The sequence below is a fragment of the Romboutsia hominis genome (assembly GCF_900002575.1).
GTDB classification, from domain to species: Bacteria; Bacillota; Clostridia; order Peptostreptococcales; family Peptostreptococcaceae; genus Romboutsia_C; species Romboutsia_C hominis.
The window spans coordinates 1,817,806-1,840,662 of the sequence record NZ_LN650648.1 but is presented as its reverse complement, the minus strand read 5'-3'; the positions used below and the strand labels follow the sequence as shown (position 1 = coordinate 1,840,662).

Genomic DNA, 22,857 nt, shown 5'->3' with positions numbered 1-22,857 from the left:
ATATATGGGGGTAAATATGAAAACGTTTATGGATAAAGACTTCCTATTAAATAGCGACACGGCAAAAACATTATATCATAACCACGCAGCAAAAATGCCTATATTTGACTATCACTGTCATTTACCAGCAGTAGAAATAGCAGAAGATAAGACATATGAAAATATAACTCAAATGTGGTTATACCACGATCACTATAAGTGGAGAGCTATGAGAAGCTTTGGTATAGATGAAAAGTATATCACAGGAGATGCTACTGATTTTGAAAAATTTAATGAATTTGCTAAGATGATGCCTTATTTAATAGGAAACCCTATATATCACTGGTCTCATTTAGAGCTTAGAAGATACTTTAACATAGAAGAAACTCTAAGTGAAAAAACAGCCGAGATTATATGGGAAAAAGCAAATCTTAGTATCAAAGAAAATAACCTAAGTGCAAGAAAATTAATAGAAATGTCAGATGTAGTATACATAGGAACTACAGATGATCCAGCTGATGATTTAATATATCATAAAAAAATAAGAGAAGATGAAAGTTTTGAGTGTAAAGTAAGACCTACATTTAGACCAGATAAAGCACTTAAGATAAAAAACGAAGGTTTTATAGATTATATAAAAGCTTTAGGAAAATTAGAAAATGTAGAAATAAAAACATACAGTGAACTTTTAAAAGTACTTAAAAATAGATTAGACTTCTTTGTAGAAAATGGATGTAATATAACAGATCATAGTTTAGAAAGAGTTTATTTTGAAAATTCAACAATAGAGGAAGTTGAAGAAATTTTTGTTAAAGTTTTATCTGGAGAAGCTATAAGTGATAAAGAAGCTTATAAGTATATAACTTTTACATTAATAAGTTTAGGAAAGATGTATAGCGAGAAAAATCTAGTTATGCAACTTCATATAGGTGCTCTTAGAAATAATAATACAAGAATGTTTAACAAAGTAGGGGTAGATGCAGGATTTGATAGTATTGATGATGGGGAAATCGCTTATTCATTATCAAGAATATTAGATAGTCTAGATGTAGAAGATAAACTACCTAAAACTATACTATACTGTTTAAATCCAAAGGATAACGAAGTACTAGGTACTATGATAGGTAACTTCCAAGGTGGAGGCATAGCTGGGAAAATACAATTTGGTTCTGGATGGTGGTTTAATGACCAAAAAGACGGAATGGAAAGACAGTTAATGGCACTTTCACAACTTGGATTAGTTAGTAAATTTGTAGGAATGCTTACAGACTCTAGAAGTTTCTTATCTTTTACAAGACATGAATATTTTAGAAGAATACTTTGCAACTACATAGGTAACTTAGTTGAGAATGGAGAATATCCAAACGACTTAGACATACTAGGTCAAATAATTGAAGATATATGTTTTAACAACTCAAACAAATACTTCTTAGGATAAAACATTTTATATGGGGGCGCGTATGTTAGAAAATATAAAGATATCGGGATTTTCAGATGAAATAAGCAGTGATTTTGATACACAACTTCAAACAGTAACAGAACTTGGTATGGAGTATATATCAATAAGAGGGGTAAATGAAAAAAATTTTAGTGAATATAGTATAGATGAACTAAAAACTTATATAAAGCCAAAATTAGAAGAATATAAAGTAAAAGTATCTTCTATAGGATCACCTATAGGTAAAGTATTTATAGATGATGAAGAAGGTTTTAATAAGCAAGTAGATTTATTAGAAAAATTATGTGAAATGGCAAGTATACTAGAGTGTAAGTATATAAGAATGTTTAGTTTCTATATGCCAAAAGGTAAAAATCCTGATGACTATAGAGATGAAGTTATAAAAAAATTAAATATATTTACAGAAATAGCTAAAAAGCACAACATAATACTACTTCATGAAAATGAAAAAGACATATACGGAGATATATCTTCTAGATGCTTAGATATATTAAAAAGTGTAAATTCAGATAACTTTAAAGCTATATTTGACTTTGCAAACTTTGTTCAGTGTATGGAAAACACTAAAGAATGCTATGAACTATTAAAAGAATATATAGTATATTACCACATAAAAGATGCAAATAAACGTGATAATCAAAATGTAGTATGCGCAACTGGTGAAGGTAAGATAGAAGAAATACTAACAGATGCTATAAAAAATGGATATAAAGGCTTTGTAACTATGGAGCCACACTTAGTTATATTTGATTCATTAAAAGATTTAGAATTAGAAGATGTTAATGAAATAATAAAAGAAGACAAAGGTCTAGACGGAAAGAGTGCTTATGCACTTCAATATAAATCTTTAGTAAACATATTAGGAAAAATTGAGTTTAGATTAAACAAATTTGGAGGGGACGATATGAAACAAGTAAGATTTGGGATAGTTGGAATAGGTCAAATGGGTGGATCTCATGCTAGTTGGTTAGCAGAAGGAAAAGTAGCAGGAGCTAAGTTAACAGCAGTTTGTGATATAAACCCAGCTAAAAAGGAATGGGCTAATGAAAAGTTACCTAAAGATGTAAAATTCTTTGATAACTACATAGACATGTTAGATAGTAAAGAAATAGATGCTGTATTAATAGCTACACCACACTACGATCATCCAGTAATAGCTATAGAAGCATTAAACAGAGATTTACATACATTAGTTGAAAAGCCAGCAGGCGTTTATACTAAGAAAATAAGAGAAATGAATGAATTAGCAGAGTCTAAGCCACACTTAGTATTTGGTATGATGTTTAATCAAAGAACAAACCCATTATATCAAAGAATAAAAGAAATAGTAGATAACGGTGAAATAGGGGAAATAAGAAGAACTAACTGGATAATAACTACTTGGTGGAGACCACAAGCATACTATGATATGAGTGACTGGAGAGCAACTTGGTCAGGAGAAGGCGGAGGAGTATTAGCTAACCAAGCGCCTCACCAATTAGATTTATGGCAATGGATATGTGGAATGCCAACTAAAGTAAGAGCTAACTTACAATTTGGTTCTCACAGAAATATAGCTGTTGAAGATGATGTAACTGCTTTTGTTGAATACGAAAACGGAGCTACTGGAACATTTATAACTTGTACACATGACATATTAGGAACTGATAGATTTGAAATACACGGGGATAAAGGTAAGATAGTAGTTGAAGGAAGTAAGAAAGTAACAGTTAAGAGAATGAAAGAAAGCGAAAATGAATTAAACAAGAGATTAACTTTTGCTGATGTTGCAAATCTTTTCAGAGGAGAAGGTATGGGAGATTTATTCGAAGTTGAAGAATTTGAAATACCAGATCAATGGGGAGTTCAACATATAAATGTTATGATAAACTTCACTGAAGCTATATTAGAAGGTAAAAAATTATTAGCACCAGGAACAGATGGTATAAATGGAGTTATATTATCAAATGCAATGCACTTATCAAGCTGGACAGGAAAAGATATAGAATTACCATTTGATGAAGATTTATACCTAGAAGAATTAAACAAGAGAAGAGAAGCTGAAAAAGCTAACGCATAAATAAAAATAGGAGAAAGAAGGGAAAATATATGGCACTAAGAATAGGGATTATAGGTCTAGGAGATGTTTCTATGGTTCATCTTCATGCAATTAAATCAAATAAAAATGCAAAGCTAGTTGCAGTATGTGATATAGATGAAAATAAAAAAGATTTAGTAAAAGATGCTAAATTTTATACAGACTATAATGAGATGATTAAAAATGAAAACTTAGATTGTGTTCATATATGTTTACCACACTACCTTCACTATCCTGTAACTAAAGAAGTGGCTAATCTAGGAGTTAACATACTCCTAGAAAAACCACTTTGTTTAAACGCGAAAGAAGCTAATAAATTTAAAAAATTACATGACAATACAGATTCTAATATTTGTATATGTCTACAAAATAGATACAACAAAACAACAAAGCACTTATTAAATATAGTAAATTCTAAAGAATATGGAAAAGTAATTGGTATAAAGGGGATAGTTACTTGGAGTAGACCAAAAGAGTATTATGACATAAAGCCATGGAGAGGTAGTATGAAGTTAGCTGGTGGTGGAGTTATGATAAATCAGTCTATACATACATTAGATTTAATGCAATTATTAGGTGGAAAAATAGATTCTATAAAAGGTCAGGTTAGTAACTTATTAGATTATGATATAGAAGTTGAAGATACAGCTAGTGCTAGTATAAATTTCTCAAATGGGGCTAAAGGGTTATTCTTTTCAACAATAGCATATTGTGACAGCTCTAGTGTTGAGATACAGGTAATACTTGAAAAGGGTAAATTTACTATAAAAGATAGTAAATTATATAAATCAGTAGGTGGAGAAAAAGTTTTAATAGTAGAAGATGATAAACTTAGTGGAAGTAAGCATTATTATGGAGCTAGCCATAAAGAAATTATAAATGATTATTATAATTGCTTAATAAATAACACTAAAGATTATATAACTATAAATGACGCCATACCTTCTATAAAAATTATAGATAGTATAAGAACTTCATCTAAGGATAATAAACAAATATTATGGGGGTAAATAATATGACAAAACCAACAATAGGCGTTCAAATGATGATGCTTAGAGAAAAAGTACAAGAAATGGGTATAACTGAAACTTTCAAAAGAGTTAAAGAAATAGGATTTTCAACAGTAGAATTATCTCAAATACCTATGACTGAAGAAAATGTATCTGAAATAAAAAAATGTTTAGATGAGCTAGATATGAAAGTATGCGCAACTAGTGCAGCTATAAAGTCTTTAATGCCTTCTATTAAAATGGAAAACTTAAGAGATGACTTTGACAAAATAGTATCAGATACTAAAGCATTAAATTGCAAATATATAAGAGTAGGAATGATATCATTTGATTGTTTAGGATCAAAAGAAAAGATAATTGAGTATACTAAAGAATTAAATGAATTTGGTAAAAGATTAAAAGAAGAAGGTCTAGAACTTTATTATCATAATCACCATGTTGAATTTGCTAAATATGATGGTGAGTATATAATGGATATAATGGCTAAAGAAAGTGACCCAGAGTATTTAGGATTTGAGCTTGATGTTCATTGGTTACAAAGGGGAGGAGTAAATCCATTAGAGTGGATAAAGAAACTAGAAGGAAGAATAAAGATAATACATATAAAAGATTATAGAATAGCTCAAACTATAGACTTATCAGGTGGAATGGAACAAATAATGACAAATATGGCATTAATGGTTCAATTTGCTGAAATAGGAGAAGGAAACTTAGACATAAAAGCTATAATAGATTTAGCTGGAGAAACAGGGGTTGAACATATATTTATAGAGCAAGATGATACATATGGAAAAGATCCATTTGAAAGCTTAGAAATAAGTGCAAGAAATTTAAAAGCATTAGGATACGAAGATAGATTTTAATTAGTAATTTTTTTTAAAGATTGGGAAAACAATTTCAAAGATTTAATAATCGAAAGGGGAATAAAAAGTGTCTAACGTATCAAAACAACAATATAATAGTGCTAAATTATGGCAAATAGGACTTTTCGCTTTAAATAATACTGCCACAAATGTAATAATGTCTATAATGACTTACTTGGCAATATTTAGTCAAAATATACTAGGTATAGCTGCGGTAACTATAGGGGTAGTTATAACATCTATGAGAATATTTGACGGTATAACAGATCCAATAATAGGATATATGATAGACAAGACTGAAACTAAGTTTGGTAAATATAGACCATTTATGCTAGTTGGAAATATTATATTATTAATAACTGTGTATTTAATATTCGGAGTAGTACCAAACCTTAGTAAATCAATGAGATTTCCGGTACTTTTAGGAATATATGTAATATACATAATAGGATACACATTCCAAACAGCTTGTACAAAAGCAGCACAAGCGTCATTAACTAATGACCCTAAGCAAAGACCATTATTTACAATATTTGATTCAATATATAATAGTATATTATTTTCAGTATCAGCATTAGTAATAACTTCTATATTACCTCCAATGTTTGCTGATGGATATGAAAATGGTTTATTAAATCCTGAAATGTGGAAGATGGCAGCAATAATATTTGGTGGAACTTCATTTGTAATGACAATACTTGCAATTATAGGTATATCAGGGAGAGATAAAAAAGAATTTTACGGTGTCGGAAGTGCAGCAAATCAAGTTAAGTTTAAAGATTACTGGCCAATAATAAAGTCAAATAGAGCTATACAAATGCTAGTTATAGCAGCTTCAACTGATAAGTTAGCAAGCACTCTTGCTAATGCAACTAAGATGTATTTATTTGGTAACGTATTGATGAATATTAGTTTACAAGGTGAGATGAGTGTTATAACAACTCCAGTAACAATAATTATAACAATAATTGGAGTTAGATATGCATCAAAACTTGGGCAAAAGAAAGCTTTTGTTGCAGGTACTTGGTTAAGTATGGCAATGTTATTTGCAATGATTATAATACAACCATTTGATAATGTATCTATGACTAATATAAATTTAAATACTATACTATTCTTATCTATAACAATACTTCAAGGTGCATTTGCAGGGATATCAGGAAATATAGTTATACCAATGATAGCAGACTGTGCAGACTATGAAACATATAGAACTGGAAAGTTTGTTCCAGGTATGATGGGGACATTATTCTCATTTATAGATAAGTTAATATCATCATTTAGTTCAACATTACTTGGAGTAGGGCTTGCTATAATAGGTATGGCAAATGCAGTAATAGTTCCAAATACTCCAGCAGATACTAAGTTTTTCTGGTTAATAATGACGTGTATGTACATAGTACCAATATTTGGACATATAGCATCTATAATAGCTATGAAATTCTATCCATTAGATGCAGCTAAAATGGCTGAAGTTCAAAGTGGATTAAACAGTATAAAAGAGAAACAAGGTGCTTAAGGTTAAATTTTATTTGAGTGTTTTGTAAACATATTAATTTAAGTTTAAAGTAACGTATTTTAATCATAAAGAATCTCATGTAGTGATATATGAGATTCTTTGTGATTTTATTTATAATAAAAAAGAAGGTTTAGTAATAGAATTTGAAAAGTCGTTAAGTTAACCTGTAAAATAAAATTAATACTAGTATACCAATAAACCAAAATATATGATATACTAGTATTAATCTTAGGAAAATGTTTTACAAAGGGGAGATATTATGAGAAATATTATTAACATCAATGACAACTGGAAATTTGTAAAAGAAGATATTAAAGAAGCTTATATAAAAGACATTAATTTAAGCACTTGGGAAAATATAAGCATCCCCCATACTTGGAATGCTATAGATGGAATAGATGGAGGCAATGATTTTTATAAGGGAGCTTGCTGGTATAGAAAAGAGATATTTATAAATAAAGAATATGAAAATAAGAAAATATATATAGAATTAAATGGATCAAACAGTATAACAAATGTATACTTAAATGAAAAACATTTAGGAGAGCATAAAGGAGGATATTCTACTTTTAGATTTGATATAAGTGATGTAGTAGAATATGGAAAAGTCAATACAATAGCAATTAAAGTAGATAACTCTATAGTTGATGATGTATATCCTATATGGGCAGATTTTACATTCTATGGTGGTATATACAGAGATGTTAATCTAGTTGTTACAGATAAAACTCATTTTGAATTAATGAATGAAGGTTCTTTAGGAGTATATGTGTCACAAGATAATATAACTAAAGAAAGTGCAAGCATAACTGTAAAATCAATAATAAAAAATGATTGTGAAAAAGAAGAAGCTATAAAATTATGGATAGATGTATTAGATAAAGAAGGAAATATTGTAAAATACAATGCAAAAGATATATTATTAAACCCAAATGAATCTAGGGAAATATCACTACCAATAAATATAGAAAACCCTATACTATGGCATGGGGTAAAAAATCCATATTTATATAATGTAAAAGCATACATAATGAAAGATAATGATGTATTAGATGAATTAATAATACCAACAGGGTTTAGATACTATAGATTTGATGCTAAAGAAGGATTCTTCTTAAATGGAGAACATATGAAGTTAAATGGTGTTTCTAGACATCAAGATAGAAAAGATAAAGGTTGGGCACTAAGCAAAAAGGATCATGAAGAAGACATGAAACTTATAAAAGAAGTAGGTGCTAACTCAATACGTTTGGCTCATTATCAACACGATCAATACTTCTATGATTTATGTGATAGAGAAGGTATGATAATATGGGCGGAAATACCATTTATATCAGTTATGTCAAAGACTGATTTAAAAGGTGAAAATGCTAAGAGCCAATTAGTTGAATTAATACGTCAAAACTATAACCATTCAAGTATAGTTATGTGGGGAGTACAAAATGAAATACAAATAGGTGGTATAACTGACGAGCTTAGAACTCTAGTTAAAGAACTTCACCAACTAGCTAAAAAAGAAGATAGTACTCGTTTAACTACTCAAGCACAAGTTATGATGGTTGAAAATGAAGATGAGTTTCATAATTATACAGACATAATGGCTTATAACAAATATTATGGATGGTATCAAGGTGAAGTTGAAGAATTTGCTCAATGGTTAGATGATTTTAATAAGGTAAATCCAGATACTTGTATAGGTATATCAGAATATGGTGCAGAAGGAATAATTAAGTATCATACAGATAATCCACAAGTAAAGGATTATACAGAAGAGTACCATGCACTATATCATGAAAAAGTAATGAAGATATTTAATGAAAGAAAATTTGTATGGGGTACATACGTATGGAATTTCTTTGACTTTGGTTCTGATTTTAGAGATGAAGGTGGAGTTAAAGGAAGAAATAATAAAGGTTTAATAACATTTGATAGAAAAGTTAAAAAAGACGCATTTTATATGTACAAATCACTTTGGTCAGATGAAAAATTTATTCATATAAATAGTAAAAGATATATTGATAGAGAAAATAAATTTATAAATGTCAAAGTATACTCTAACTTAAATGAATTAACTTTATTTGTAAATAACGAAGAAGTAGCTACATTAAATTCAAATCATATATTTAACTTTGAAAATATAGAGTTAGTAGATGGACAAAATGAAGTAAAAGTAGTGGCAAAGAGTGAAGGCAAAGTTTACACGGATTTTGCTATATTTAATAAAGTAGATGAAAGAAATTCTATTTATGACTGTCCAGAAGATAAAGGTGGAGTAGTTACAAATTGGTTTAATGATGATAAAAACAAGTTTGATGATGTTGAAATTAAAGAACTTAATATTACAGATGATGTATATTCAACAAAATGTAAATTTAAAGAATTAATGGCCAATGAAGAAACTAAATCTATAATTGAAAAATATTTTGGACAAATGCTAGAGGGCCCAACTGCAGGTATGTTAGAAGGTATGACAATTGATCAATTAGCAGAATTAGCAGGTGGTCAGGTAAGTGATAAATTTATATACGTATTAAATTCAGAATTAGTTAATATTAAAAAATAGTAATCAAATAAGGTATATAAATTTTATATACCTTATGATTATAAATCTAAAAAGACATTTATCAAAAGGGGGATTAAAATGAAAATAGATTTAAAAGCAAAACCATTTTACTTAGAAGATGAGGATATCAAGTGGGTAGAAGATACATTAGCGGGATTATCTTTAGATGAAAAGATAGGACAAGTATTTGTAGATATGCTTTGGAATAACAATGAAGAAGAGATAAAAGAGCGTATTAATAAATATGGCATGGGAGGATTTAGATATTCTAATATGTCAGCTGATAAGTTATATGAACAAAATATGACTATACAAAATACTAGTAAAATACCAGCACTAATAGCAGCTAATATAGAAGCTGGAGGAGATGGTGGTATTGGTGGTGGAACACATATAGGATACCATGTAACAATAGGGGCTACACAAGATAAAGAAAATGCATACAAATTAGGATATTATGGATGTAAGGAAGCAGCTGCTATAGGATGCAACTGGACTTATGCACCTATAGTTGATATAAATAAAAACTGGAGAAACTGTGTTGTATCTAGCCGTTGTTTCTCAAGTGATGCAGATGTTGTACTTGAAATGTCAAAAGAATATTTAAGAGGTGCAAATGATGCAGGTCTTGCTTGTTGTATGAAACATTTCCCAGGAGATGGATTAGATGAGCGTGATCAACACATAGTTACAACTAATAATATGATGAGTTGTGAAGAGTGGGATAATGAATTTGGTAAAGTATATAAGGGAATGATAGATGCAGGTGTTGAATCTGTAATGATAGGACATATAAGACTTCCAGAATACTCAAGAAAGTTAAAGCCAGGCATAAAAGATAATGAGATAATGCCAGCTACTATAGCACCTGAATTATTACAAGGATTACTTCGTGAACAATTAGGATTTAACGGATTAATACTTACTGATGCAACTCATATGGTAGGACTTACTTCTATGATAAGAAGAGAAGATATGATACCTACAACAATAGCATCAGGATGCGATATGATACTTTATTATAGAGATAAAGATGAAGATGTTGAAGCTATGAAAAAAGGACTTGAAAATGGAATATTAACTCATGAGCGTTTAGATGAAGCTGTTACTCGTGTACTTGCATTTAAAGCTATGTTAAAATTACATAAGAAAAAAGAATCAAATACATTAATGCCACCAAAAGAAAATTTATCTGTTATAGGATGTGAAAAACACTTAGAAGTAGCAAAAGATGTAGCAGATAAAGCTATAACTTTAGTTAAAAACACTAAAAATCAACTACCAATAACGCCAGAAACTCACAAAAGAATAATGCTATATACTGTAGACTCAACAGGGTTTGCATCTAAAGTATCAATGGCAGGAACAGGTAGCTTACAAGATAAAGTGAAAAATGAGTTAGAAGCACAAGGATTTGAGGTAGAAGTATTCGATCCAAATACATCTTTAAATGGAAAGCAATTATTAGCTATGACTCCAATAAAAGATTTTGTTGATAAGTTTGATGCAGTAATGCTGTTTGTAAATGTACAAGGATTCTCTCAAAGTAATGTACGTCGTATAACATGGGCTATGCCAATGGGTCCAGATATTCCTTGGTATGTTACAGAACTACCTACAGTATGTGTATCTGTAAATAATCCATTCCACTTAATAGATGTACCAATGGTACCAACATATATAAATGCATATACAGATAATGAAAATACTATACATCAAGTAATACAAAAGATAATGGGAAAATCTGAATTTAAAGGCGTAAGCTCAGTTGATGCATTCTGTGATTCTTGGGATACTCGTTTATAATTTTAATATAAATACTAAAATAAGAAATAAGCTATTTAATTAGCATAAAATATAAAAAAGCTATAAACTATAGGAATTAAAAACCAGAGTTTATAGCTTTTTTATGTATGTATTTCTTATATATAAATTAAATTAATATAAATTATAATAGATTATAAAATACATGAATAAAGTATATATAGGAAGATTTTAAAATTTTAAATATATATATAAAATCAGTTGATATAAACATCTATTATTGTTATTATAAATAACATAAAATGTAATATATTGACTAAATGAGTAAAAAGTTATAAAATATTCGATAATGATATTTATTATCAATTAAAAATGGTATAGATTAAATAAATAATATTTTGGATATAATTATAAAGATTTACATATGGAAGGAGAAATATATGAAAAAAATATTACTAGCATTATTATCAGTAATAACAATGATAAGTGCTGTAGCTTGTTCTAGTGGTAATAATACAGCTAAAGACAATGGGAAAATAAATGTTTACACAACAGTATTTCCTATATACGATTTTACAAGAAATATAGGAAAAGATAAGATAAATATAAATTATGTAGTTCCACCAGGAGTAGAACCTCATGACTATGAAATAACGCCAAAGCTTATGAAAGATATTCAAAATGCTGATTTACTTATAAAAAATGGATTAGGATTAGATAGCTTTGCAGATAAAATAAAAAGTGAAAATAAACTACAGATAGTAGATGCAAGTGAAGGTATAAAACCACTTACTTATGATGAAGAACAAAATCACGAAAAAGAGAATCATGAATCTCATAATCACGGGCAGTATGATCCTCATGTATGGTTAAATGTAGATTTAGCTATGAAAGAATGTGAAAACATAAAAAATGCTTTAATCAAAGCAGACGAAAAAAACAAAGACTATTATGAAAAAAATTATAATGAATATATAGAAAAGTTAAAAAAGCTAAAAAGTAATTATGATGAAAATTTAAAAGACAAAAAAAATAAGAGTATAATAGTATCTCATGGCGCTTATGGATATTTATGTGATGAATATAAAATAAATCAAATATCTATAACAGGAATTAGTCCAAATCAAGAACCATCTCTTAGCAAAATAAGTGAAATAGCTAACTATGCAAAAAAGAATAATATAAAATACATACTATTTGATGGTCTTGTAAATCCAAATGTAGCAAAAACTATAGCAGATGAGGCTAATATAAAAACAACAGTGCTATATTCAATAGACAATATAAGTAAAAAGGATTTTGACAATAATAAAGATTACATATCTTTAATGAATAAAAACTTAGAAACACTAAATTTAGTTTTAAAGTAGGGATAAATATGGATAAAGTAATTAAATTTAACGATGTAAGCTTTGGATATGAAGATAAAGTTATATTAGATAATATAAACTTAAATATAAATAAAGGTGATTACATAGGTATTATAGGGCAAAATGGTGTTGGTAAAAGTACTTTGCTTAAGCTTATGATAAATAAATTAAAACCAGTTAAAGGAAGTATTGACTTACTTAATAAAAATATAAATAACTTTGATGAATGGAATAAAATTGGTTATGTAGACCAAAAATCAAATTCATTTTCTAGTTCATTTCCTATAACAGTAGAAGAAGTAGTATCATTAAGTTTAGTATCTAAGGTAGGTTTGTTTAAAAGAGTAAGTAAAAAATACAAAAAAGAAGTTGATGAAGTTTTAAAATTAGTAGGAATGTATGAGTATAAAGATAGACTAATAGGAAGTTTATCCGGAGGTCAACAACAAAAAGTATTTATAGCTAGAGAACTTGTAAAATCACCTGAAATACTATTTTTAGATGAACCAACAGTTGGAATAGATGTAAACGGACAAAAAGAATTTTATAAAATACTAAAAGAGTTAAATGAAAAATTAAATTTAACTATAATAATAGTATCTCATGATTTATTTATAGTAAAAGAAGAAGTTAAAAAATTAGCATTAATAAAAAATAAAAAATAGAATTAATAGAAAATAGCAAAAAAGATATAGATGAATCTATAATGCTTAATTTATTTAGTAGTTAAAGTGGGGAGGCAATATTTTGGAAATTTTTCAATATGATTTTATGGTAAGGGCACTTACAGCTTCCTTAATAGTTGGGCTTATATGTCCATTAATGGGAATGTTTATAGTATTTAAAAAATTATCGTTAATAGGAGATAGTCTGTCACATATAGCACTATCAGGTATAGCATCAGCTACTATAGTAGGTGTAAATCCTTTAATAGGATCTTTAGTAGCATCAAGTATAGCAGCTATAATAATAGATAGATTAAGAACTTATTTAAAGGAATATGCTGATTTGTCAATAGCTATAATAATGGCTTTAGGAGTTGGAATATCAGGTATACTTATAAGTATATCAAATACAAACTTTGATTTATTCTCATTTATGTATGGAAGTATAGCTACAGTAAGTAGTGAAGATATAAAAATAATCATTATGGTAGCAATTATAATTATTTTATTTGTAAGTTTATTATTTAAAGAATTATTATATATAACATTTGATGAGGAAAATGCAAAATTTTCTAAAATACCTGTAAAACTTATTAACACAATATTTATGATATTAGTTGCAGCAAGCATAACAATAACACTTAGAATAGTTGGGGTATTATTAGTATCATCCCTTATTTCAATACCAGTAGCTACAAGCTTAAAAGTAGCAAAAAGTTTTAAACAATCAATATTTTATTCAGTATTATTTGGTGAGATAGCTATAATAAGTGGGGTATTAATATCTTTTTATTTAGACATAGCACCAGGAGGAACTATTGTTATAATAAGTGTATTAGAGCTTTTAGGAGTAACTGTATTTTCAAAGTTAATAAATTCTAAACATAAAAAATAGTATTAAACAAATAATAAAAGAGTAGGTTACTACTCTTTTTAATTTTTAAATTTAAAATAATTCTAAAAAAGTAGAAAAATCAACAGATATAGAAAAAAATAAAATATAATTTGAAAAAATATACAAAAAGTGTTGACGAAACAAAAAAAACGAATATAATAATATTTGTGGTTGAGAGAAGTAAACAAAACAAATGACCCATTAGCTCAGTCGGTAGAGCACCTGACTTTTAATCAGGGTGTCCCGCGTTCGAGTCGCGGATGGGTCACCACTTTGGGATTATAGCTCAGCTGGGAGAGCACCTGCCTTACAAGCAGGGGGTCACAGGTTCGAGCCCTGTTAATCCCACCAAAACTTATAGTTATTTAGATAGTAGAGCAGATAACTTGCAATGAGTAAGTTGCTGTAAGCTTATGTTATTAAATTATATAAGACCCATTAGCTCAGTCGGTAGAGCACCTGACTTTTAATCAGGGTGTCCCGCGTTCGAGTCGCGGATGGGTCACCAGTTTTGAAACCTCATAGATATCTATGAGGTTTTTTTGTAAAAAAAATTATATTATATATATAAAATATAATTTTTGGGGTAAGAATATCTTAAGGCTATAAAAAATAATAAAACATTGAAGGGTGAATCATATGGAGAATGAACAAGACTTTATAAAACAAAAATTTAGTTATATAGAAAGAAAATTAAATAGAGAGCTTATAGGGCAAAAAAATTTATCAAGGAAATATGTGAGTATTTTGAAGAAAAATTTATAAACAAAGAAAAAGGAATATTATTTTTAATAGGGGATAAAGAAACTGCTAAAAAAACTAGTGTAAGAAGGATATTTGAATACCTAAATAATTCAGATTTTATAGATAATACACATATACAAGAAATAGATTTAGCATCATATAATTTTAATTTAGGATATAGCGCATTTTTAACAGATTTATATGAAAAACTAAGTAGTGATTCTTCTTGTATACTATTTAAAAATAGTGAAAAAGCTAGTGAAGATATGCTAAATGTATTATCAAATGTATATCCAAATACTTGCTTAAACTTAGACAATAATTACATAATAAAAAATAAATTTTTAATACAAGCAAATGATGAAGATGAGGATACTATAAACAATATAGTTTGTCATAATAAGTTCTTAGTATATACAACTAATGATGAGAAGTTTAATATAGAAGAACACTTTACTAAGTCATTTAGCAATAACATAGATAAAGTATTATATACTAAGCCTCTTAATAAGGAGGAAAGAAATAAAATAGTAAAAAGAGAAGTTCTAGAAACTATAAAAATAAAAGAAGAAAATCACAACGTAAAAATAGTATTAGATATTAAAGAAGATGATCAAAGCGATGAATACTTTGGAATTTGCAAATACTTACAAGAAACATATAAAAAAGATTCAAATTTTGGAATTAGTGAATATGTATCTTACAAGCTATGTAAACCCTTAACAAACTTGATTTTAAAAGAAAATATTAAAGAAAATAGTACAATATTAATATATGTAGATAATGACGAAATATATTGCAACATAAAAAATGAAATATTCTCACTTAGTGATTATTCAACACCTACATTAGAAGAAGTTGAATACAAATTAAATTCTATTATAGGAATGAAAGATTTAAAAGAATTTTTAACAAGCGTTAAAAACAACTACAAAGTACAAAAAATTAGGGAAAGACTTGGACTAAAAACATCTAATATATCATTAAATATGATATTTGCAGGTAATGCAGGAACAGGTAAAACTAATGCAGCTAGAGTAACTTTTGAATATTTAAATGCACTAAATATATTATCTAAAGGTATATATAGGGAAGTTAGTAAAGCTGATTTTGTAACAGAAAACCCAGCAGAAACAGCTAAAAGAACTATAGATATAATAAATTCTGCTATGGGAGGAGTATTATTTATAGATGAAGCATACTCACTATGTGAAAGTGATGATGATAAAGTAGGAAAAGAAATAATAGATGCATTATTAAAAGGTATAGAAGATAATAGAGATGATTTAGTTGTAATACTTGCAGGATATGAAAAAGATATGGATGAATTTTTAGCATTTAATCCAGGTCTTAAATCAAGATTTTTAAACACTATACATTTTGAAGATTATACTCCGTATGAAATGTATGAGATAGCTTTAAATATTGCAAAATCAAAAGGATATAGAATAGCAAAAAACGTTAAAAATGAATTAATAGACTTATTTGCGAAAAATCAAATAAGTGGTAAAAATGATTTAGGTAATGCTAGATTTGTAAGAAATATAGTTGAAAATGCTATATTAGATGCATCTAAAAAGTATATAAATGATAAAAGTAAGGAAATAGATTTGCTAGAAAGAGACAATTTCAACTTTAAAGCAAAAGCAAAATTTAATTTAGAAGAAAGACTAAGCCAAATAGTAGGTTTAAATGAAGTTAAAAGCTTACTTAGAAACCAATATAAGCTTATAGTTGCACAAGAGAAGAGAAAAGCAGCGGGAATAGATACTAAAATAGAGCAAAACTTAAATATGGTGTTTGTAGGTAATCCAGGAACAGGTAAAACTAGTATAGCAAGATTAGTATCAGAAATGCTAAATAGCATGGGTCTTTTAAAGGTAGGTCAGATGATAGAAACGGATAGATCAAGTTTTATATCAGAGGTACCAGGTGAAACTAGTAAAAAGACTGAAGAAAAGTTTAAAGAGGCTATAGGAGGAGTTTTATTTATAGATGAGGCCTATACATTAGCTAATGATTCATTAGGTAGAGAGGCTACAGAAACACTTCTTAAGCTTATAGAAGACTATTCTAAAGAGGTTGTAGTAATACTTGCAGGATATGAAGAAGAGATGGAAGATTTCTTTGATGTTAATATAGGATTAAAATCAAGATTCCCAATTTGGACAACTTTTGAAGATTACAACCCAAATGAACTATTAGAAATGGCTATTAATTTAATAGATTCAACAGGATTCAAATTATCTAAAAATGCATATGTATCTCTTAAAAAAAGCTTTGAAGATATATATGAAGAATCAGATTCTACATCAGGAAATGGTAGAATGGTTAGAAATTATGTAGAAAATCTAATAAGAAATCAAAGCATAAGAATAGCAGAAGAAAACATAAGCACCTATGAAATGAATCTAATTACAACTAAAGATATAGAAAAAATTAAAGTATCAGAGTATGAGTTTGATTTAGAAGAAAAACTTAAATCTCTTAAAGGAAATGAAAAAGCAAAAGAATTTTTAAGAAATGAATACAAACTTATTAAAATACAAGAAAAGAGAGTAAAACTAGGCAAAAAAAATAATAGAAATAAGTATAGTAACATAGTATTTACAGGAAATGTAGGAACAGGTAAAAAATCTATTTTAAACATATTAGCAGAAATGTATTACTCAAGGGATATGATAAAGTCTAAGAATATAGTAGAAATTGATATAAGAGAAATAATAGGTGAAATAAATAGTGGCTTAAAATTAGAAGATATACTAAATAAATCTTTAGGTAAAATAGTATTAATAGATAAGGCTCACTTATTATTAGATATTAATAATTACAAAGAAATAATTTCTATACTTTTAAAATTTATAGATAACAATAAAAATAAAATAAAAATAGTTTTATCTGGCCAAAAAGATAAAATGAAAGAATTAGTTTTATTAAATGAGTCTTTAAATTATAGATTCCCTATATGGTTAGACTTTGAGGACTATACAAATATTGAATTATATGAAATATGCCTAGACATATTAACTAATAAAGGATTTATATTAAGTAAAGAATCAAAAGACAGCTTAAAAGAAGTGATCTATAGTCTTTACGAAAATGATAATTTAAAGCTTAGAAATAGTCTTATGATAAAAAATTATATAGAAAAATTAGTAAGAGTTCAAAGTGTAAGGGTATATGACAACAATATATTACAAAGAGATATAAATAATATAGAAGTAGAAGACATAATAAGTAGCAAAGAAATATTTGTAAATGAAAATACATTTATAAGTAATAATGTAGAGCCAATTGCTGATAATAATTTAAAAGAGAATTATAAAATTAATAACTCTAATGAAAATTTATCCTATGATGTAGAAAATGAATTATTAAAGATAAAAAATTTATACGACTTAGGTGTAATAGATGAAGTAGAATTTAAAATACTTAAGGGAAAAATAATAAATAATATATAATGTATGCTAAAAATGAGTATTTACTAAATTTATTTAAAATACTCATTTTGGTATAAGTATACAGTAAAATTTAAAAAGGACATTTGATAAATGTCCCTTTTTTGTGTAAAATTTAAGTACTAAAAAGAAATAGGAGAATATTATGAGCCTTAAAGAATTTGAATTTATAGACGAGTCAATTGATTTATTAAACTCCTTAACACCTACATTAAATATGCTATCAAAAGAACTAGAGAACTATTTTGAAAATATACTTGAATCTAGTGACCAAGAATATTTAAATGTTAATTCAAGAGTAAAAACAGAATATAGTTTAAGAGAAAAAATAATAAGAAATAGATATTTAAAAAGATATGAGACACCACAAGAGCTTATACATAATCTATCAGACTTAATAGGTGTAAGACTAGAGTGTAGATTTATAGAAGAAGAGAAATTAATATATAAAGTATTAAAGTCTTATTTTGATACTACAGATGATAATATATATTTTTATAATAAAAGTAATGACAAGGTTAAGATAAGGCTAGATAAAGAGCAGCCACGAAAACAAAAAAATGGATTTGAAATATATAGAATAAATGGTTTATTTACATATGGAAAAAACAAAATAAATTTTGAAATACAGATAAAATCCATGGTAAATATATTTTGGAGTGATATAGAACATCAAGTTATATATAAAAATAATACTTATGTAATGGTAGATAAATTTTTAAGTGATGTTATGGCATCAATAAAAAATAATCTAGCAATGATAGACAACCAGCTTTTATCTGTTTATAAATCTTTTAATGAAAACACTTCAAAAGATAAAACATTAAAGCAAAAGTCTATGGAAAAGTTTTTAGCTAAAATTGCATATGATACTTTTGCTGAAAAAATGGAAAAAGATATAGGATTTATAGTAGATTTTAAAAAGCCTTGTGAAACTATTATAAACTATTCATTTAATAAGAATAAAGATGGCTTAGATATAAGTGAAGATACAACAATACAAGGTCTTATGAGGCTAAATGAGATAGCTAAGAAAGATATAGACTTTAACTCGAAAATAAAATTTGGTAAAAGCCCTGAATTTGAAGATGAATTTTGTGAAAAACTAGGTAGCTTTATAATGAGCAAGCTAAACTGTGAATTTATATGGAACTTATTCTTTAGGATACTATTTGAAGTAGAGCCTCTTAATAATAAAAAGGATTTCGAAAACTTTATATTATTTATAAAAGAAAAAATAGTCCCTATAAAACATCAAGGTAAACTAGAGCTTAATTTTAAATCAGATAGTAAATATATATTACATGATATATATATGGAGGTAGCAAGTACATTAATACAAATAGATTCTATAGAGATATTATATGAACAAAGTTTAGATAGTATAAATAATGTAGTTAGAAATGAAATAAATAGCATATGTAGAAATATAGACTCTTATAATGAATACAAAATAAAACGAGATAAGTATATGGATAACATAAATAGAAAAATTAAAGATGCTATAATTGGATAAAAATAAAGAGTTGCTTTATAAGGCAGCTCTTTATTTTTATAATATAAATTAGAAATTATGTAGAAAAAAGTAATATTGTATGATATTTTATATATGGAAAGGATGATTTAAGTGAAAGCTAAGAGTAAGGATAATGTAGTTATTTCATCTTTATTATTTTCTATATTAGCTCTAGTTGCATATAAATTGTTTTATGATGTAAATATGCCACTATTTTGGGTAGCTTTTGTATGTGAAAGACTTTATAGCTTAGGAGCTAAAGAAGATTTTGACAGATGCTTAGACGATTTAGACTATGATGAAGACAATAAAAAGATTTTAATAAAAATTATAGGATTAATAGTCATTATAATAGGTATATTTATTTATATAACTTTTACAGAACCAAAAATATTAATTTACATAGCAATAGGCGAAGTTGTAGATATAATTATACAAAAACCATATAAAAAATTAATTAATAAAGATAATTAACATATAGAAAAAGAGTAAGTTAATCCTTACTCTTTTTCTATAGTTATAGTATATAAACTATTAAATGACTCTAAAGGTTTAAGTTTATTTATATAAGCTTTGTTAGTATATATTTTATCCGAATTTACACTGTCAGCTAGTCCAAACCATGGTTCAATACATACAAATGGAGCAGTAGAGTTTGTATCTTTGTAGTAAGGAGTCCATATTCCAACTAGTGGAAAATCTTTAAAATTAATGTTTATGTAATCTTTAGATTTATTAGATTTTAAGTTAATACTATCTATATTAGTATATATTAATGCATCCTTTTCAAAAATCTTAGGTTCTAATCTTAAATTGTTTAAATTATAAACTTCTTTTACACTATTAAAATAAGGACCCTCTAAGCTTATTCTTTTTACTATATCTCTAGATTTAAACTCTAGGTAGTAATTGCACAAATCATCATATATATTAAATGCCGGGTGTGCTCCTATTGAAAAATACATATCTTTTGTATCTTTGTTTAAAACAATCCAATTAGTATTTATGCTATTATTAATAATAGTATATTTTATTAAAAGTTCAAAAGAATAAGGATATAGTTTTTTAGTTTCATCACTAGATATTAATCTATAAGTTATTGAGGTATTATCATTATAAATAATTTCAAAATCCATATCTCTAGCAAATCCATGTTGACTCATATTATAGAACTTATCTTCTATATAAGTTTTGTTGTCTTTTAATCTACCGACTATAGGAAATAATATAGGAGAGTGTCTTGACCAATGAGTGCTATCTCCATTCCATAGTATTTCCTTTTTTAGATCTTTAGAGTATATTCTAGTTAGTTCAGCACCACTATTTTTAGATTCTATTATAAGTTTATCATTTTCTAATATATTCATATTATCACCTCTTAGATAAGCATATTATATATAATATAATTTCGCAATATATGTAAATGTTAAATAAACTTATATTAGAGAAAATAACTTTATAAATATTGTTATGCTGTATATTTAAATGATATAATTATGAATTAACAAATACTATGTAAGTATATAATATATAGTAGTTTAACTAGAAAGGAAGTTTAACATGGAAGAAATATACAGATTAATAGAAGAGAAAATAAAAAATTCTGGATACCAAAGAAGTGTAAGTGGTGAAGAAATATATGAAGAAATATGTGATGAAATAGAAGATAAAGATAATGGTAGCTACATATTTATGTCTAAGAAAGAAGATGATGTTTTATTTGAATATAAAATAGACGTAATGGATGAAAATTTTAATTTATCTTATTTAGATATAAATTCACCAGAAGGAAAGTTTCATATAGATTTTGATGCAGAGTAATAAAAAATGTAAGTTTTTATTAAATAGAGTAAAAGAAATAGGGGATAAATAGTGATATGGCTAATTATCCCCTATTTCTTTTCAATTATTAAAATTATTAAGGGTATAAAGCTTAATTTATATAAAAAACATTTAAAAAGTAACAAAAAAATTTCAAAACGGTAACAAAAAAATTTCAATATATTAAATTTCATATAATTTAGATGTAAAGTATGCTAATATAAAATAAGCTTAAAGACGACTATTTTCGACATATAAATAAAAATAGTAGGTGGTGTGAAAATGAAAGACAAAAAAGATAAAAAAATAATGGGGATAATAATAGTTGTGTTAGTAATATTTGGTGTACATACAGCATACTCTCAGTATAATAATGGCAATATTAAAAGATTTAAAGATCATGTGGTATTTTACCCACAACATCAAGATGATGAGGTTTTATGGGGAGGAACTGCTATAGTAGATGCTATTAAAGAATGTGGAACGGACAATGTATATGTAACTTTAGTATCAGATGGGTCGGGAGTTAATGTGTTTAAAAATAACCCAAAATTTAAGGGTATAGATAGAAAAGAAAAAGAAAGACTAAGAAACAATGAGTTTAAAGCATGTCTAAATAAACTAGGAGTAAAAAAAGATAATGTAATAATACTAGCAGATGAAGCTAAAAAACCAGGAACTCATTATGATCTAATGGAAAAGACTATACTAAACTTTGAAAAAAAGTTAGGAAGCGTTACACATATAGCACATCACTATAAATATGATGATCATATAATGCACAGAAAAAATGGTCAAGTATTAAAAAAGCTTAGTGATGAACATAAAGTAGATGATGCAAGATATTTTATGAAGCCTAACTATGTATCAAATATACCTAACGATAAAAGAGATATATACAAAGTTAATAATATGAAGGACTATAATACAGTAAAGAGTGCTTTAGAAGAATATAAAAATGTAGATAATAAAAATGAAAAGTATGGAATTGGATATACTTCAGCCCATAGTTACTTTGATTATTTATTAAATGATCCTAGTTTAACATCAATTTTAAGTATATATTAAGTAAAAAATAAGTGTAGGACACGTCCTACACTTATTTTTTACAAAAAGGGTAGCTTTTAATTTTTTATAGTGATAAATTAGATTTA

The 22,857-nt window shown here is 27.0% G+C and carries 17 protein-coding genes and 3 tRNA genes; 19 read left to right on the top strand and 1 reads right to left on the bottom strand.

The window, feature by feature from the left end:
• Positions 1-16: 16 nt before the first annotated feature.
• The 17 genes from uxaC (at position 17) to FRIFI_RS08800 (ending at position 20,356) form a co-directional block, all read left to right on the top strand.
• On the top strand, positions 17-1,417 hold the full coding sequence (gene uxaC / locus FRIFI_RS08880) for a glucuronate isomerase (protein WP_166505647.1): 1,401 nt from the start codon (positions 17-19) through the stop codon (positions 1,415-1,417).
• A gap of 22 nt (positions 1,418-1,439) precedes the next feature.
• Positions 1,440-3,497 carry a Gfo/Idh/MocA family protein gene (locus tag FRIFI_RS15415; RefSeq protein ID WP_330405512.1) on the top strand — a complete coding sequence of 686 codons (2,058 nt, stop codon included), beginning with the start codon at positions 1,440-1,442 and terminating at the stop codon, positions 3,495-3,497.
• 29 nt (positions 3,498-3,526) lie between these two features.
• Positions 3,527-4,525 (top strand): Gfo/Idh/MocA family protein, encoded by a 999-nt coding sequence (locus tag FRIFI_RS08865; RefSeq protein ID WP_092925138.1) that lies wholly within the window; start codon positions 3,527-3,529, stop codon positions 4,523-4,525.
• Between the two features lie 5 nt (positions 4,526-4,530).
• Positions 4,531-5,388, top strand: coding sequence for a sugar phosphate isomerase/epimerase family protein (locus FRIFI_RS08860; RefSeq protein ID WP_092925140.1), 858 nt, complete (start codon positions 4,531-4,533; stop codon positions 5,386-5,388).
• A gap of 67 nt (positions 5,389-5,455) precedes the next feature.
• Positions 5,456-6,907, top strand: coding sequence for an MFS transporter (locus tag FRIFI_RS08855; RefSeq protein WP_092925142.1), 1,452 nt, complete (start codon positions 5,456-5,458; stop codon positions 6,905-6,907).
• A gap of 259 nt (positions 6,908-7,166) precedes the next feature.
• Positions 7,167-9,470 (top strand): glycoside hydrolase family 2 protein, encoded by a 2,304-nt coding sequence (locus FRIFI_RS08850; RefSeq protein WP_166505646.1) that lies wholly within the window; start codon positions 7,167-7,169, stop codon positions 9,468-9,470.
• Between the two features lie 78 nt (positions 9,471-9,548).
• Positions 9,549-11,276, top strand: coding sequence for a glycoside hydrolase family 3 protein (locus tag FRIFI_RS08845; protein ID WP_092925146.1), 1,728 nt, complete (start codon positions 9,549-9,551; stop codon positions 11,274-11,276).
• Positions 11,277-11,674: 398 nt separating this feature from the next.
• A complete protein-coding gene (locus tag FRIFI_RS08840; RefSeq protein ID WP_166505645.1) occupies positions 11,675-12,604 on the top strand; it encodes a metal ABC transporter solute-binding protein, Zn/Mn family in 930 nt (309 codons plus the stop codon).
• Between the two features lie 8 nt (positions 12,605-12,612).
• Positions 12,613-13,269, top strand: coding sequence for a metal ABC transporter ATP-binding protein (locus FRIFI_RS08835; RefSeq protein ID WP_166505644.1), 657 nt, complete (start codon positions 12,613-12,615; stop codon positions 13,267-13,269).
• Positions 13,270-13,351: 82 nt separating this feature from the next.
• A complete protein-coding gene (locus tag FRIFI_RS08830; RefSeq protein ID WP_166505643.1) occupies positions 13,352-14,164 on the top strand; it encodes a metal ABC transporter permease in 813 nt (270 codons plus the stop codon).
• A 195-nt stretch (positions 14,165-14,359) separates the two neighbouring features.
• Positions 14,360-14,435 (top strand) — tRNA-Lys (locus FRIFI_RS08825).
• A gap of 4 nt (positions 14,436-14,439) precedes the next feature.
• Positions 14,440-14,515 (top strand) — tRNA-Val (locus tag FRIFI_RS08820).
• Between the two features lie 81 nt (positions 14,516-14,596).
• Positions 14,597-14,672 (top strand) — tRNA-Lys (locus FRIFI_RS08815).
• A 131-nt stretch (positions 14,673-14,803) separates the two neighbouring features.
• Positions 14,804-14,929: a hypothetical protein gene (locus tag FRIFI_RS15410; RefSeq protein WP_330405511.1), complete on the top strand. Its 126-nt coding sequence runs from the start codon at positions 14,804-14,806 to the stop codon at positions 14,927-14,929.
• A 245-nt stretch (positions 14,930-15,174) separates the two neighbouring features.
• A complete protein-coding gene (locus FRIFI_RS08810; protein WP_330405510.1) occupies positions 15,175-18,369 on the top strand; it encodes an AAA family ATPase in 3,195 nt (1,064 codons plus the stop codon).
• A gap of 142 nt (positions 18,370-18,511) precedes the next feature.
• Positions 18,512-19,882 carry a GTP pyrophosphokinase gene (locus tag FRIFI_RS08805; RefSeq protein WP_166505642.1) on the top strand — a complete coding sequence of 457 codons (1,371 nt, stop codon included), beginning with the start codon at positions 18,512-18,514 and terminating at the stop codon, positions 19,880-19,882.
• Positions 19,883-19,993: 111 nt separating this feature from the next.
• Positions 19,994-20,356 (top strand): hypothetical protein, encoded by a 363-nt coding sequence (locus FRIFI_RS08800; RefSeq protein WP_092925159.1) that lies wholly within the window; start codon positions 19,994-19,996, stop codon positions 20,354-20,356.
• 26 nt (positions 20,357-20,382) lie between these two features.
• Here the strand turns inward: FRIFI_RS08800 and FRIFI_RS08795 are convergent, their stop codons facing one another.
• Positions 20,383-21,249: an aldose 1-epimerase family protein gene (locus FRIFI_RS08795; protein ID WP_166505641.1), complete on the bottom strand. Its 867-nt coding sequence runs from the start codon at positions 21,247-21,249 to the stop codon at positions 20,383-20,385.
• 193 nt (positions 21,250-21,442) lie between these two features.
• On the opposite strand from FRIFI_RS08795, the gene FRIFI_RS08790 reads away from it, so the two are divergent.
• Positions 21,443-21,703, top strand: coding sequence for a hypothetical protein (locus FRIFI_RS08790; protein WP_092925163.1), 261 nt, complete (start codon positions 21,443-21,445; stop codon positions 21,701-21,703).
• A gap of 282 nt (positions 21,704-21,985) precedes the next feature.
• The gene (locus tag FRIFI_RS08785) at positions 21,986-22,771 is read left to right on the top strand and encodes a PIG-L family deacetylase (RefSeq protein ID WP_166505640.1); all 786 of its coding nucleotides are present in this window, start codon (positions 21,986-21,988) and stop codon (positions 22,769-22,771) included.
• The last annotated feature ends 86 nt before the right edge of the window (positions 22,772-22,857 follow it).